General features: G+C 68.9%; 19 protein-coding genes. 14 read left to right on the top strand and 5 right to left on the bottom strand.

The genetic code is table 11. The features are described 5' to 3' along the window. Positions 1-43 precede the first annotated feature (43 nt). The 3 genes from AB7I40_RS14495 to AB7I40_RS14505 form a co-directional block, all read right to left on the bottom strand. Complete coding sequence (locus tag AB7I40_RS14495; RefSeq protein WP_428347296.1) at positions 44-745, bottom strand: sirohydrochlorin chelatase; 702 nt, start codon at positions 743-745, stop codon at positions 44-46. Continuing rightward, the gene (gene nirD, locus AB7I40_RS14500; RefSeq protein WP_428347297.1) at positions 742-1,095 is read right to left on the bottom strand and encodes a nitrite reductase small subunit NirD; all 354 of its coding nucleotides are present in this window, start codon (positions 1,093-1,095) and stop codon (positions 742-744) included. Before nirD ends, AB7I40_RS14495 begins: the two co-directional genes overlap by 4 nt. Before the next feature lie 135 nt (positions 1,096-1,230). Then, positions 1,231-1,749: a 2-C-methyl-D-erythritol 4-phosphate cytidylyltransferase gene (locus tag AB7I40_RS14505; protein ID WP_428347298.1), complete on the bottom strand. Its 519-nt coding sequence runs from the start codon at positions 1,747-1,749 to the stop codon at positions 1,231-1,233. Between the two features lie 120 nt (positions 1,750-1,869). Here AB7I40_RS14505 and AB7I40_RS14510 point away from each other — a divergent pair, with 120 nt between their 5' ends. The 12 genes from AB7I40_RS14510 to AB7I40_RS14565 all read left to right on the top strand — a co-directional run bounded on the left by AB7I40_RS14510 (position 1,870) and on the right by AB7I40_RS14565 (position 11,310). Next, the gene (locus AB7I40_RS14510) at positions 1,870-2,847 is read left to right on the top strand and encodes a thiamine pyrophosphate-dependent dehydrogenase E1 component subunit alpha (protein ID WP_428347299.1); all 978 of its coding nucleotides are present in this window, start codon (positions 1,870-1,872) and stop codon (positions 2,845-2,847) included. Positions 2,848-2,873: 26 nt separating this feature from the next. Then, positions 2,874-3,884 carry an alpha-ketoacid dehydrogenase subunit beta gene (locus AB7I40_RS14515; protein WP_428347300.1) on the top strand — a complete coding sequence of 337 codons (1,011 nt, stop codon included), beginning with the start codon at positions 2,874-2,876 and terminating at the stop codon, positions 3,882-3,884. Then, entirely contained in the window at positions 3,884-5,176 is a 1,293-nt protein-coding gene (locus tag AB7I40_RS14520; RefSeq protein WP_428347301.1) for a dihydrolipoamide acetyltransferase family protein, read from the top strand. Before AB7I40_RS14515 ends, AB7I40_RS14520 begins: the two co-directional genes overlap by 1 nt. A 93-nt stretch (positions 5,177-5,269) precedes the next feature. Then, complete coding sequence (locus AB7I40_RS14525) at positions 5,270-6,241, top strand: sugar-binding transcriptional regulator (protein ID WP_428347302.1); 972 nt, start codon at positions 5,270-5,272, stop codon at positions 6,239-6,241. Position 6,242: 1 nt separating this feature from the next. Continuing rightward, positions 6,243-6,647: a transcriptional regulator GutM gene (locus tag AB7I40_RS14530; protein WP_428347303.1), complete on the top strand. Its 405-nt coding sequence runs from the start codon at positions 6,243-6,245 to the stop codon at positions 6,645-6,647. 150 nt (positions 6,648-6,797) lie between these two features. Beyond that, positions 6,798-7,418: a PTS glucitol/sorbitol transporter subunit IIC gene (srlA, locus tag AB7I40_RS14535; RefSeq protein ID WP_428347304.1), complete on the top strand. Its 621-nt coding sequence runs from the start codon at positions 6,798-6,800 to the stop codon at positions 7,416-7,418. After that, on the top strand, positions 7,415-7,990 hold the full coding sequence (locus tag AB7I40_RS14540) for a hypothetical protein (RefSeq protein WP_428347305.1): 576 nt from the start codon (positions 7,415-7,417) through the stop codon (positions 7,988-7,990). Before srlA ends, AB7I40_RS14540 begins: the two co-directional genes overlap by 4 nt. Before the next feature lie 39 nt (positions 7,991-8,029). Beyond that, positions 8,030-8,401, top strand: a complete 372-nt coding sequence (locus tag AB7I40_RS14545) for a hypothetical protein (RefSeq protein WP_428347306.1) — start codon at positions 8,030-8,032, stop codon at positions 8,399-8,401. After that, entirely contained in the window at positions 8,398-8,805 is a 408-nt protein-coding gene (locus AB7I40_RS14550) for a PTS glucitol/sorbitol transporter subunit IIA (protein WP_428347307.1), read from the top strand. Before AB7I40_RS14545 ends, AB7I40_RS14550 begins: the two co-directional genes overlap by 4 nt. Then, entirely contained in the window at positions 8,802-10,127 is a 1,326-nt protein-coding gene (locus AB7I40_RS14555) for an NAD(P)H-dependent oxidoreductase (protein WP_428347308.1), read from the top strand. Before AB7I40_RS14550 ends, AB7I40_RS14555 begins: the two co-directional genes overlap by 4 nt. 65 nt (positions 10,128-10,192) lie before the next feature. Continuing rightward, on the top strand, positions 10,193-11,005 hold the full coding sequence (locus tag AB7I40_RS14560) for an IspD/TarI family cytidylyltransferase (RefSeq protein ID WP_428347309.1): 813 nt from the start codon (positions 10,193-10,195) through the stop codon (positions 11,003-11,005). Continuing rightward, positions 11,002-11,310 (top strand): hypothetical protein, encoded by a 309-nt coding sequence (locus AB7I40_RS14565; RefSeq protein ID WP_428347310.1) that lies wholly within the window; start codon positions 11,002-11,004, stop codon positions 11,308-11,310. The genes AB7I40_RS14560 and AB7I40_RS14565 overlap by 4 nt, the downstream gene beginning before the upstream one ends. 10 nt (positions 11,311-11,320) lie before the next feature. On the opposite strand, the gene AB7I40_RS14570 is transcribed toward AB7I40_RS14565, so the two are convergent. Further along, positions 11,321-11,980, bottom strand: a complete 660-nt coding sequence (locus AB7I40_RS14570) for a 2-C-methyl-D-erythritol 4-phosphate cytidylyltransferase (protein WP_428347311.1) — start codon at positions 11,978-11,980, stop codon at positions 11,321-11,323. Positions 11,981-12,037: 57 nt separating this feature from the next. Continuing rightward, positions 12,038-12,523 (bottom strand): CarD family transcriptional regulator, encoded by a 486-nt coding sequence (locus AB7I40_RS14575; protein WP_428347312.1) that lies wholly within the window; start codon positions 12,521-12,523, stop codon positions 12,038-12,040. 222 nt (positions 12,524-12,745) lie between these two features. On the opposite strand from AB7I40_RS14575, the gene AB7I40_RS14580 reads away from it, so the two are divergent. Together AB7I40_RS14580 and AB7I40_RS14585 are read left to right on the top strand one after the other, a co-directional pair. After that, the gene (locus AB7I40_RS14580; protein ID WP_428347313.1) at positions 12,746-13,291 is read left to right on the top strand and encodes a hypothetical protein; all 546 of its coding nucleotides are present in this window, start codon (positions 12,746-12,748) and stop codon (positions 13,289-13,291) included. A gap of 19 nt (positions 13,292-13,310) precedes the next feature. Then, on the top strand, positions 13,311-14,057 hold the full coding sequence (locus tag AB7I40_RS14585; RefSeq protein WP_428347314.1) for a phosphoglyceromutase: 747 nt from the start codon (positions 13,311-13,313) through the stop codon (positions 14,055-14,057). The last annotated feature ends 5 nt before the right edge of the window (positions 14,058-14,062 follow it).

The following is a 14,062-nucleotide window of genomic DNA, read 5'->3' on the forward strand; positions in this document are numbered from 1 at the left end:
TGCCAACCGATTCGGGAGGGTCCCCAGACGTAGTACGGGTGTGTCAGGCGGCGAGCCTGGCCGCGACCAGAGCCCGGTAGCGGCGCACCACCAGGTCCGAGACCAAGGAGTGCGCGCCGATGACGTCCGCCACCGTGGCCACGCCCAGGCCGGCAGCGATGGCGCGGATCCGCTGGTCCAGGTGGCCTGGCGTCAGGACGTAGGGCACGATCGCCACCCGACCGTCTGAGCGCGCGGCGGCCACTGCCTCGACTGGCTGACGCCCAGGTCCACCGACGCTGGCCACCCGCACCGGGGCACCCCAACGCTGACCGAGCATGGCACCCATGGCCCTCAGGTCGTCGGGCCAGTCGCGATCCGACGAGGCCGCGGCAACCATGACGACAGGATCACCGCGGCGCGCACCCGCCGCCATCAGGTGACGACACATCACCTCGGCCAGGAGCGGGTGCGGACCGAGCGGACGGGCGATGAGCACCGGCGACCGGCTGGCGTCCAGGGCGAGCGCCAGCCGCCTGCGCAGCTGCTCGCCGGTCGACAGCATGAGGGGTACGACGACAGCAGGCGCCGCGTTGTCGCGCATGACGGAGGCGAAGGAGGGGTCACCGGCCCCGACATAGGTGGACACGCTCGCCAGCCGACCCAGCCGACGGGCCGCCTGGCCGGTGATCAGCCGCGCCACGGCGTTGTCGTCGAGGGCGGCCGTGTCGTGCGCGACCGTGACGAGCCGCGCCGAGCGACTCATGCGACCACGCTGGCTTTGCGAAGTCCGACGAGGACCACGCCCTCGACCACCTTCACGGCGTAGACCGGGACGTGCACCGTCGGCTCGTCCAGGCACTCGCCGGTGCGGAGATCGAACCCGTGCTTGTGTGAGGGGGACGCCACGAAGGGGACGTCGCCCCGGGTCCCCACGATGCCCCGCGCCAGCACCGATGCCTTAGCGAACGGGTCGTAGTTCCCGAGGGCATAGACCCGGTCGTCCGGAGTCCGGAAGATGGCCAACGCCTGCCCGTGCACGAGGGCCGTGGCACCTCGTTCGACCTCGAGCTCGACCAGCCGACACACGGGCTGCCATTCGTCGGTCTGGGTCATGCGGGGCTCCTACGGTGGTGATGCTCCGAGATCTCCGGTGGTCCGTCCCGGATGAACCGAACGTAGGGGCCGTGTGTTGATAGCCGGTTTCTGTTTGTTACGCCCGTGAAAATGCTTGTGCGTGCTGAGAACGGGTCAGGGTGTCGACTCCGCCTCGAGCGCGGCCAGATCCGGCACCGAGACGACGCGCCGCCCTACGGCCGGTGACTCGGCGTACTCGAGGGGGAAGCGCTCGGAGAGCTGCTGCACCAGCAGCTCGAAGTCGTAGGTCGGCAGCTCGGACAGGGCGGCGACGACGGACGCCGGGAGCACGATCGGGGAGGTCACGACTCGGCCCGCCGGACCAATGGAGCAGCCGACCACGACCGACCCGGTGTCCACTGCTCTGGCCACGCACGCACTCAGGAATGTGGCCGGGGTCATCGGGCAGAGGGCGTCGTGCAGCACGTAGGGCTCCTGCCCGTCGCGGATCCCGGCCCAGGTGGTCGAGTAGTCGACCAGGGTGACCCCGGCGTCACCCAGCGCCCACGAGGCGCATGCGACGAGGGATTCGCCGTGGATGAGCGCGTAGGGCAGCGATCCCCGGCCCTCGTCGACCACGGTGCCCAGTGCCGGTGGCGGGGCGTCTTCGTCGTACGGATCGGGGAAGGACACCTGCCCACCGTAGGGCGGGTGCCGAACCGGTTGCCGCTCACCCCTTGCGGCACGTGATGGGCATCACCTACTATCCGGACATAAGTGATGACCATCTTCACATATGTGCATAGGAGCATCATGAACAACTCCCCCCTGGCCAGTCCCGAGACCGCGCGCCACGCGCTGCTGACGATGTGGACGACGAGGCGCTTCGAGGAAGCCGTCGACGATCTCTTCGCCCGCGGACTGATGCACGGCACGATGCACCTGTCCATCGGACAGGAGGCGTCGGCCACGGGATCGTGCATGGCGCTGCGACCCGACGACGCCATCACCTCCACGCACCGCGGGCACGGACACTGCATCGGCAAGGGCGCCGACCTGACTCGGATGATGGCTGAGCTGCTCGCGAAGGAGACCGGCTACTGCCGCGGACGTGGCGGCTCGATGCACATCGCGGACGTGGCCACCGGCAACCTGGGCGCCAACGGCATCGTGGCCGGTGGCATCCCCATCGCCGCGGGGGCAGCTCTGGCCTATCAGATGCGCGGCGAGGACCGGGTCGTCGCCTGCTTCTTCGGTGACGGCGCGGCCAACGAGGGCGCCTTCCACGAGGCGGTCAACCTCGCGGCGATCTGGAAGCTGCCGGTGGTGTTCATCTGCGAGAACAACAAGTACGGCATGTCCTTCTCGACCGAGAAGTCGATGGCCATCGAGAACATCTCCGAGCGCGGAGCTGCCTACGGGATCCCCGGCGTCACTGTCGACGGCAACGACGTGGCGGCGGTGTACGACGCCGTGCAGACCGCCGTGGACCGGGCCCGGGCAGGTGAGGGCCCGACGCTGGTCGAGAACCTGACCTATCGCTGGAAGGGCCACAGCAAGTCGGACAAGAACCTCTACCGCACCAAGGAGGAGATCGCCGAGTGGCGCAGCAAGGACCCGATCCTGCGGTTCGAGGCGCAGGTGCGCGAGCACGCACTGCTGAGCGACGAGGAGATCCAGTCGGTGCGCACGCAGGCGATGGAGCAGATGCGCGATGCCGTCCGCACCGCCAATGCCGCCCCCGACGCCGACCCGACCGACCTGCTCGACGCCGTCTTCGCCCCGGCTTGAGCCACCCCAACTTCGAGGAGCACGACGTGACCACCACCGACACCGCGACCGACCAGCGGATCATCACCTACTCCGAAGCGATCCGCGAGGCCATCGGCCAGGCCATGGAGGCCGACGACCGGGTCTTCATGCTCGGCGAGGACATCGGGATCTACGGGGGCGCCTTCGGTGTCAGCGGCGATCTCTACCACCGCTTCGGCGGCGACCGGATCCGTGACACCCCGATCTCCGAGCTGGGCATCGTCGGTGCCGCGGTCGGTGCGGCCCTGGCCGGGATGCGGCCGATCGTGGAGATCCAGTTCTCGGACTTCACCAACCAGGCGATGGACCAGATCGTCAACCAGGCGGCCAAGATCCACTTCATGCTCGGCGGAGCGGCGTCCGTGCCGATGGTGCTGCGCGCTCCCTCCGGCTCCGGCACCGGTGCCGCGGCCCAGCACTCCCAGAGCCTCGAGGCATGGTTCGCCCACGTGCCCGGCCTGAAGGTCGTCATGCCCGCCACCGCAGCCGACGCCAAGGGCCTGCTGCTCTCGGCGATCGACGACCCCAACCCGGTCATCGTGCTCGAGCACAAACTGCTCTACCGCACCTCGGGCCCGGTCCCCCAGGACGCCGTCCGGGTGCCCATCGGCAAGACCGCGGTGCACCGCGAAGGAGCCGACCTGACCATCGTCGCCACGGGCGTGATGGTGTCGCGCTCACTGGAGGCCGCTGCGACCCTGGCCGAGCAGGGCGTGGACGTGTCGGTGCTCGACCCGCGCACCCTCACCCCGTTGGACGACGCGCCGATCATCGCCGACGTCTCACGGACGGGGCGCGCGCTGCTGGTGCAGGAGGCGCCGGGCCACGCCGGCTTCACCGCCGAGATCGCGGCGAGGATCACCGAGTCCCCTGCGATCTACCGACTTCTGGCGCCGATCAAGCGGCTCAGCGGCCTCAATGCCCCGATCCCCTACGCACCCCAGCTGGAGACTGCGTCGGTGCCGCAGGTGGCCGACATCGTGGACACCGCCCTCACCATCATGAAGGAGTCCTGATGGCTCGCCTGGCAATCCGGATGCCCAAGATGTCGATGACGATGACCGAGGGCGAGGTGTCGGAGTGGATGGTCAACGTCGGCGACGAGATCGCCGAAGGTGACGTCGTCTGCGAGGTGATGACCGACAAGGTCGACATGGAGGTCGAGAGCACTGTCGCCGGCACCCTGGTCGAGATCGTGGTCGAGTCCGGCATGGTCGACGTCGGCGAGCCGATCGGCTGGGTCGAGGGCGAGGACACCGGCGGCGGCTTCGGCGACCTGCTGAGCTCCCCTTCGGTGGTCGAGCCACCCTCGGTGGTCGAGCCCCCCTCGGTGGTCGAGCCCCCCTCGGTGGTCGAGCCTGTCGAGACCACCCCCGAGCCGCCCTCGGTGGTCGAGCCTGTCGAGACCACCCCCGAGCCCCCGAAGCCCACCGGCCCGGTGGCCGCGATCCCCCGTGCCCGTGGCCTGGCCAACGAGCACGGCATCGACCTGGCGACGGTGACCGGCACCGGCCCTGAGGGCCTGGTGCGTGTGCCGGACGTCGAGGCGCTCGTCGAACCAGCAGCTCCCGAGCCACGTCCCGAGCCTCGCCACGCCGCTGAAGAACCCGTCCCGACAGCAGTCGCCAAGGCGGCCCCCAAGCCAGCACCCCAGGCTGCCCCCAAGGCACCCCCGAGCGACGCCCGCAAGGCGGCCATCCGGGCCGCGGTGGCCCGCAAGATGACGCCGAGCGCCACGATCCCGCAGTTCACGGTCTGGCGCGAGCTCGAACTGGACGCCGCCAACACCCAGCGGCGTGGGGTCTCCTGGACCACCGTCCTGGTCCGGGCGTACGCCGCGTCGCTTCGCGAGGTCCCGGACCTGCTGTGCCGTTGGGAGAACGATCAGGCGACGGAGAGCGGCCCGCCTGCGGTCGCTCTGGCCGTGGCCACCGACCGTGGCCTGCTGGTCCCGACCCTGACCGAGCCGGACCTGGGTGATGCCCAGGAGCTCGATGCGGAGATCAGGGCCATGGTGAAGGCCGCCCACACGGGGAAGCTGGACAAGGCCTACATGGCGATCGCCAACGGCTCGGTCTCGAACCTCGGCGGCTTGGGTGTGGACCGCTTCCAGGCGCTCCTGACGCCACCGCAGGCCAGCGTGCTGTCGCTCGGCACGATCCGGCAGCGGCCGGTGGCGGTCCCGGGCGGGGTGGGGCTGGCCCTGACGGTGCACGCGGGTCTCACCGTGGACCACCGGGTCGCGGACGGAGCTCACGCGGCAGAGCTGCTGGACCGCATGTCGCGACGGCTGGGCGCTGGCATTTGAACCAAATGTCCGGCAAATGCTTGACGTGACGTACGCCACACCCCTATAAAAGTCCTTGGAACAGATGTGATGACTATCCGCACGGAGGTGAAAATGCCCGCACCACGCGATCCCCGCACCTTGATGCAGGCGGCGCGCCTCTACTACTTGGACGGCAAGTCGCAGGCCGACATCGCCAAGGTGTTGGGCACCAGCCGTTCCAACGTGTCGCGGATGCTCACCGAGGCCCAGCGCCAAGGCATCGTCGAGATCCGGGTCAACGACCCGGCCGGGCGGGCCCGTGACCTGGAGACCGCGCTCAAGAAGACGTTCGGCCTCCAGGACGTGCTGGTCGCCCAGCGCGCCGCCGGCGGTGCCGACCGGGTCGTGGCCCAGGTCGGCGCCCTGGCTGCCCAGCTGCTCGTCCAGCAGCTCAAGGACTCCACCACGGTCGCCATGTCCTGGGGGCACTCCCTGCAGTCCATGGTGTGGGCGGTCACGGCGGATCACGACTACAACGCCCAGGTCGTGCAGCTGGTCGGCGGGATGTCCTCGATCAGCAACGAGATCAGCGGCCACGAGCTGGTCCGGGAGCTGTCGGCCCGGCTCGGGTCGTCGTACCGCTTCCTGCACTCGCCGGCGACGTACTCCTCCCGGGAGGCGCGCGACATCATGCTCGCCGAGCCGTCGGTGGACAACGCGCTGAGCGCCGCCCGCGGTGCCGAGCTGGCGTTCGTCGGGATCGGCACCCCCGGCCACGGGTCCTCGGCCGCGATCCTCAACTCCCTCGACCTCTCCGCCGACGAGGAGAAGGAGTTCTGGGACGCCGGCCCCGTGGGCGACGTGGCGGCGCGCTACTACAACGCCAACGGTCAGGCCGTGCACGGTGCCGTCGAGGACCACGTCCTCGGTGTCTCCCTGAGTGACCTGATCGCGATCCCCAATGTGGTCGGAGTCGCCTCCGGCCGGGCCAAGACACCCGGCGTCCTCGGTGCCCTGCGTGGTCACATCATCGATTCCCTGGTCTGCGACGAGAGCCTCGCTCGCAGCGTCCTGAGCCAGTCCCGCCAACCAGAGGACCACTGACATGGATCCCGTTTTCTACCTGCTCGCCGCAGTCGTCGCCGGCTGGATCGTGCAGCTCTTCTTGACCTACAAGCAGTCGATGGCCTTCAACGAAGAGGTCCGCAAGCTGCGGGTCTCCGGCAGGGTCAGCGTCGGGGTGGCCGGACGTCGCTACCGCGGAGGCCGCGCCTTCGTCGCGATCGCGGTCGACGAGTCCGGCGTCATCCGTGACGCCATCATGCTCCGGGGGTGGACGACGTTCGCTCGGGCTCGTCCCCTTCCCGGACTCCTGGACCTGAGGACCTCCGTGGTCACCGGATCCCAGGAGCTCCCAGGCGTTTCCCGCACGCAGCGCGAGGCCGCGCGTCAGGCCGTCGAGCTGCTCAAGGTGGGAGGGAGCCGCACACCGAGCGACGCACGCGTCTGAAAAAACCCGTACGCCGGGCGCGGGGTGGAGCCCACGACCGACGTACGAGAGAAACACATCGAGGCGGGCCAGGCCTGCTGACACCCCAAGATGCCGGGCAAGCATCACCGAACTGGTTCTCAACAGAGGACCGACTCGACAGGAGTAATCATGCCATTCACATCCCTCACGGCGGTCTTCGCCTTGGCCGCGGAGCCCACGGTCGACGAACCGACCGGGTTCTTCGGGGCCTTGGCCAAGGCAGCAGAGTGGTTCATCAGCCTCTTCCAGGCCGGTGGCGAGACCTTCCAGGGCCTGGTCGTCGGCATCATCCCGACCCTGGTCGTCCTGCTCACCGCGGTCAACGCCCTGATCCGCCTGATCGGGCCGGAGAAGATCGACAAGCTCGGCGAGATGGCCGGTCGTCCCGGCCTGCAGTGGTACCCGGTGCGCTACCTGGTGCTGCCGGTGCTGTCGGTGTTCTTCCTGACCAACCCGATGGCCTACACCATGGGCCGGTTCCTGCCCGAGAAGTACAAGCCGGCCTTCTACGACTCGGCCGTCAGCTTCGTGCACCCGATCACCGGAATCTTCCCGCACGCCAACCCCGGTGAGCTGTTCGTCTACCTCGGCATCGCAGCCGGCATCACCGAGCTCGGGCTGGGCACCGCCGACCTGGCTGTGCGCTACCTGATCGTGGGCATGGTGGTCATCCTGATCCGCGGCATCGTCACCGAATACATCACCGCGCGCATGATGTCGCGCCGTACCGACAAGGAGGCCGTGGCATGAGCACCTCCACGAGCACCAGCGCCCTGGACGGGCTGAACAAGGTCATCGTCACGGTCGGCAAGTCCGTCGGCGGCGTGGTCGGGGTCCTCTACCAGTCCGGCCGCGACACCATCGACACGGTGATCCGCAACATCCTGCCGTTCATGGCCTTCATCGCCATGCTCATCGGCATCATCAACGAGACCGGGCTGGGCGACTGGCTGGCCCACCTCGTGGAGCCGCTGGCCGGCAACCTGATCGGCCTCCTGGCCATCAGCATCTTCTGCTCCATCCCGATCCTGTCCCCGATCCTCGGCCCGGGCGCTGTCATCGCCCAGGTCGTCGGTGTGCTCCTCGGGACCCGGATCGCCCAGGGAGACATTCCGCCGCAGTACGCCCTCCCTGCCCTGTTCGCGATCGACCCCCAGGTCGGTTGTGACTTCATCCCCGTCGGTCTCGCACTCGGTGAGGCCGAACCGGAGACAGTCGAGATCGGCGTTCCAGCCGTCCTCATCTCCCGACTGTTCACCGGGCCCCTCTCCGTGGTGATCGCCTACTTCGCCAGCTTCGGGCTCTACAGCACGAGCAACTGACGGCAGACGCCCACCCGCAAACGAAATGAGTTGGACACCATGAGCGAATACAAGTCAGTCACGGTCAGCAAGGGTCGCGGCGGATGGGGTGGTCCCCTGACCATCACGCCCACCGACGACCGGCCCCTGGTCGCGTCGATCACCGGCGGCGGCATCCACCCCGTCGCGCAGAAGATCGCGGACCTCACGGGTGGCGAAGCCTTCGACGGCTTCAAGAGCTCGGCACCGTTCGACAAGATCGCCGTCGCGGTCATCGACTGCGGCGGAACCGCCCGGGTGGGCGTCTACCCGATGAAGAAGGTCAAGACGGTCGACGTGCACGCCACCAGCCCTGCGGGGCCGCTGGCGATGTTCATCACCGAGGAGCTGTTCGTCTCCGGGGTCAAGCCCGAGGACGTGGAACAGGCATGACGACCGCCGACTCGACTGCGGTCTACGAGTCGGCAGTGACGCAGGTGGGCGGCCAGGTCGAGGCGTTCCTCGACCATGGCCTGCTCATCTTCTTCGCTGCCGGCGCGCCCGAAGAGCTCCACGACATCTCCGTCCTGCACCAGGCGTCCATCGCCGAGGACGGGCCCCAGCCGGGCGACACGGTTCATCTCGGGGACACCTCCATGGAGGTGCTCGCCGTCGGCCACGTGGTCCGCGACAACCTGATCAACCTCGGTCACCTCGACCTCAAGGCCGATGGCCGGACCGAGGCCAAGCTTCCCGGCGACGTGTGCGTCCGCAAGGGCGACATCCCGCTGCTCGCAGTCGGCGACGCCTTCCGGATCACACGTCCCGCCGGGACCACCGAGGAGCAGGACCAATGAGCTATCGCGACAGACTCCAAGAACGGCTCGACCAGACCGGGCGGCCCCTCCGGGTCGGCCTGGTGGGCGCCGGGCAGATGGGTCGCGGCTTCGCCGCGCAACTCCTCCGGATGCCCGGCATCTCGCTCTCGGCCGTCTTCGACGTCCAGCGCGAGCGGGCCGTCGACGCCCTCGGGCAGGCCGGCATCACGCCGTCCTCCGCACATGACACCGAGACCGCCGCGGTGGCGATCGAGAACGGCGAGAGCGTGGCGCTGGAGGGTCTCGACGACCTCGGGCTGCTCCCGCTGGACGTCGTGGTCGAGGCCACCGGGGTGCCGGACGTGGCGGTCAACGTGGCCATCCAGGCACTGTCGGCCGGCATCAACGTGGCCACCCTCACCGTCGAGGCCGACGTCACGGTCGGCCGCTACCTGGCCAAGCTGGCCCAGGAGTCGGGTGCCATCTACTCGGTGTGCCGTGGCGACGAGCCCGTCGAGACCAAGATCCTCGTCGACTACGCCCGGGACCTGAACTTCGAGGTCATCTGTGCCGGCAAGGGCAAGAACAACCCGCTCGACCGCTACGCCAACCCCGAGACCCTTGCCGAGCGCGCCGCTACCAAGGGCATGAACCCCAAGATGCTCACCAGCTTCGTGGACGGTTCCAAGGCCATGATCGAGATGGCCTCGCTGGCCAACACGACCGGCCTGGGCGTCAGCAAGCGCGGCATGCACGGACCGCCCTCCACGGTGCCGACCCTGCACGAGACGTTCGCGCTCGTGGAGGACGGCGGCCTGCTGGACCGGCCCGGCGTGGTCGACTACTGCACCGGCCCGGTGGCACCCGGCGTCTTCGTGGTGATCCGCACGCACGATCCCTACGTGCACCACGAGATGACCTACCTGCAGATGGGTGACGGCCCGTACTTCGCGCTCTACCGGCCCTACCACCTGGCCAGCATCGAAGCCCCGTTGACGGTCTACGAGATGGTGCTGGACAAGCGGGCCAGCCTCACCTCCGAGCACTGGACCGCCGAGGTCGGCGCCGAGACCAAGAAGGCCCTCAAGGCCGGCGAGCGCATCGACGGCATCGGTGGGATGACGGTCCGCGGACTGATCGACCCGGCCGAGGACTTCGCCGCGGCCAACGGCGTACCGCTCGGCGTGCTGGCCGGCGCGGTGCTCAAGCACGACGTTCCGGTCGACCACCTGCTGACCTACGACGACGTGGAGCTGGTCGAGTCCTCGGCGATCGTGAAGATGCGCCGCATCCAGGAGTCCATGGACAAGGACACTCCGGTCCCGACCCTGGACGAGCTGCGCACCCTGCTGGCTGGCTGAGCCCGGTCCGGGCGGGTGGCTCCTCGTGGGTCGAGCTTGGGGAGACCAGGCAGTACGCTCACCGCGTGCAGTCCCCCACCACCCGCCCGGCTCCTGTGCGGGCCACCCCCCGGGCTGCCCTGGTGATGCTGGCCGCCGGCGATGGCCGGCGCAGCGGGCACCACACCAACAAGGTCCTGCTTCCCCTGGCCGGTCGCCGGGTGTTCACCTGGTCCATCCGTTGGGCCCGCCTGCTTCCCTCCATCACCCACACGGTGCTGGTGGTCCGCGAGGAGGATCGTGACGTGGTCGAGGCTGCCGTGGCTCGCGAGGTGGACCCGCCCGCCGTGCAGATCGTGACCGGCGGGGACAGTCGCCATGCCTCGGAGTGGATGGCGCTGCAGGCACTCGAACCGGCCATCAGCGCCGGAGAGGTGGATGTCGTGGTGATCCACGACGCGGCCCGCCCCCTGGCCGGAACCGCCCTGTTCGAGGCCGTCATCCTGGCCGCGGAGGAGTACGGCGGCGCCCTGCCGGTGCGCGACCAACCGCACCTGGCCAGCATCGGGGAGGGCGCGCCGTCGCTCGAGCGGGTGGTCGCCGTACAGACCCCTCAGGCCTTCCTGGCCCAACCGCTGCTGGAGGCCTACCGCAGCGCCAGCACCGACGGCTTCGTGGGCACCGACACCGCCAGTTGCATCGAGCGCTACACCGACCTGCCGGTGCACTGTGTCCCCGGCGATGCCGGCAACATCAAGATCACCTTCCCCGAGGACCTGTTCCTGGCCGAGCGCCTGCTGGCCAAGGCCGGCTACGACCTGTCGGGGGCGTCCGCGGAGCCGCCTGTCAGCCGCCGCCACCGCGGGCGGGTACGCCGCCACCCCGGGGAGGCCCGATGAGCGTCGAACACGCCGACCTGCGCTGCGAGACCTGCGACGACGTCACCGACCACGAGCTGCACTACGCCGGTCGCCTGCTCGAGTCCGTGCGCTGCACGAGGTGCGGCAGCCACCTGGAGGTGTCGCAGCGCGCCCTGCTGCCGGCGTACGCCATGGACCTGGAGAAGCGCATCGTGAGCAAGCCCCGGCGGATGTGGCACCGGGCCTCGCGTGACCCGCTGGGCTACGCCAGGCAGCTGCCGGCGGCGGTCTTGAGGCAGCCCAAGAAGTTCGTGCAGGAGTTCTGGTCGCTGCTGCGGCGGTAGGCGCTGAGCCTCACATGCGGGTACGACGACTCATCTCGTCCACGCACTCGAGCAGGTTGACCGCTGAGGGGTCGTCGACCCGCCGGGCCAGCGACGGCGCCCGGACGAGCTCGACGGTGCCCCGTTCGCGGAGCCAGCCCACCAGCGCGGCCAGGTCGGCCAGGGGCGGCACCTCACCGCGCGCGACGGCCCCGACGAGCACCGAGGCGCGGAGCAGCACGGGCGAGGTGACGGCCGCCAGGCCCTCCCGATCGATCGTGCCGACGATGCGGCCGTCCACGACGCGCTTGACGGTGTCGGTGACTGGCCGGAAGGCCACCCGGGAGCAGTCGGTGGCGGCGTCGGCAAGCCCGCCATAGGCCAGGTCACGGAGGAACGCAGCCGACGTCAGCGGGCACAGTGAGTCGTGGACGAGCAGGTCACGGCCCGCATCAGGATCCAGCCGCGACCACCAGGCATCGCCGTCGACCACGTCGGCCGACAGCTCGGCCGCTGACACCTGGTCGGCGATCCGGCCCGACTGCCCCGCGGGCACGCTCACCAGGCACTCGCCGGGGAAGGCTTCGTTGAGCGCGCGCAGCGCGTGCAGGTAGAGCGGCTCGCCATGGAGGAGCTCGAAGGGGAGGTCTCCGCGGCCGGTGAGGGCCAGGAGGAGGGTCAGGTCGGTCACGGTCACATCATGGACATGCGAATGCCCCCGGCCTCAGCCGGGGGCATTCGAAGGAAATCACGAGGCCAGGACCTCGTCGAGGAGAGCCTCGGCCTTGTCTTCGTTGGTGTGCTCCGCCAGCGCAAGCTCCGAAACGAGAATCTGGCGAGCCTTCGCCAGCATCCGCTTCTCCCCGGCCGACAGACCTCGATCTCGTTCACGACGCCACAGGTCACGCACGACCTCCGACACCTTCATGACATCACCGGAATGCAGTTTCTCAAGGTTCGCCTTGTAACGACGCGACCAGTTGGTCGGCTCCTCGACCTGCGTGGCCCGAAGAATGTCGAACACCCGGTCCAACCCCGCCTTGTCGACGACGTCACGCACGCCGACCAGATCGAGATTGCACGCCGGGACCCGGACAACCAGGTCCTGCTGGGCGACAATGCGGAGGACGAGGTACTTCTTGTCCTCCCCCTTGATGGTGCGGGTCTCGATGTCCTCGATGACCGCTGCTCCGTGATTTGGGTAAACAACCGTTTCGCCGACGGTGAAAGTCATATGCAGTGAACCCCTTTCAAGGTGACCAGTCTAACACGGATTCCCAGCGTCGATGGACGCGTTTGCGCAGGTCAGAGGCACTATCGGGGCTTGACAGAAAGCCAGTTGTTGTGGTGGGCAAGTGTTCGGGTGCTGGTGGGGTGATGGCACCGGCGCCACACCGCTAGGCTGTGCCCACTGCTCCAACGGCACGGACCTGCCACTGACGCGAAGGCTGATTTGATGTCCCTCCTCCGTTCCCGGCGCCACTCGGCGGCCCTCGTGGCCGGGGTGCTGCTGATCGCGGCACCGCTGTCCGCCTGCGGCTTCAACTACTCCACCGACTCGATCTACGTCTCCTCGGCCGGAGTGGACTACCGCGAGGGTCCGCTGGACGTCCTGAGCGCGGTCGTGGTGTCCGAGGAGTCAGGCAGAGGCACCTTCCTCGCCACCTTCTCCAACAACGAGGGCAACGCCTCCGAGCGTGTCCTGGCCCTCGACCCGACCCCCACCCCGTCCGCCGGGGACATCGCGGTCGAGACGGCGGGCTTCACCCCGTTCACCGTCGGTCCAGGCGCCATCGTCAACCTGTCCGACGCAGACCCGGTGACTTCTGTGACCGTGACCGGCGACTTCATCGCCGGCAACTACGTGGCGATCACCGTCGACCTCGAGAACGCCGAGGACATCGTGATGTCGGTCCCCGTGGTCGCCGCGACCAACCAGTTCGAAGGCCTCGACGTCAGCGGGGACGTCGTCCCCAGCGACACAGCTTCCCCCACCGAATAGTCCACCAACGGAGCCGGTCATGACCCACACCCTGATCCTGTTGCGCCACGGCGAGAGCGAGTGGAACGCCAAGAACCTCTTCACCGGCTGGGTCGACGTCGACCTGACCGAGAAAGGCCGCGGCGAGGCCGTCCGCGGCGGGCAGCAGCTCAAGGAGGCCGGCATCCTGCCTGACGTCGTGCACACCTCGGTGCAGCGTCGCGCGATCACCACGGCCAACCTGGCGCTCGACTCCGCCGACCGGCACTGGATCCCGGTGCGTCGGTCCTGGCGCCTCAACGAGCGCCACTACGGCGCCCTGCAGGGCAAGGACAAGAAGCAGACGCTCGCGGAGTACGGCGAGGAGCAGTTCATGCTCTGGCGCCGCAGCTTCGACGTCCCCCCACCGCCGATCGCCGCCGACGACGAGTTCTCGCAGGTCGGTGACCCGCGCTACGCGGGCCTCGGTGACGAGATGCCCGCGACCGAGTGCCTCAAGGACGTCATCGCGCGGATGCTGCCCTACTGGGAGTCCGACATCATCCCCGACCTGTCCAGCGGCAAGACCGTCCTGGTGGCCGCTCACGGCAACAGCCTGCGCGCGGTCGTGAAGCACCTCGACGGCATCAGCGACGCCGACATCGCCGGGCTCAACATCCCGACCGGGATGCCGCTGGTCTATCGGCTCGACGAGTCGTCGTTCGCCCCCACCGTCACCGGCGGGGAGTACCTCGACCCCGAGGCGGCTGCCGCCGCGGCGGCCGCCGTGGCCAACCAGGGCCGCTGAACCGG

This window comes from Nocardioides sp., assembly GCF_050246775.1.
Taxonomy (GTDB): domain Bacteria; phylum Actinomycetota; class Actinomycetes; order Propionibacteriales; family Nocardioidaceae; genus Nocardioides.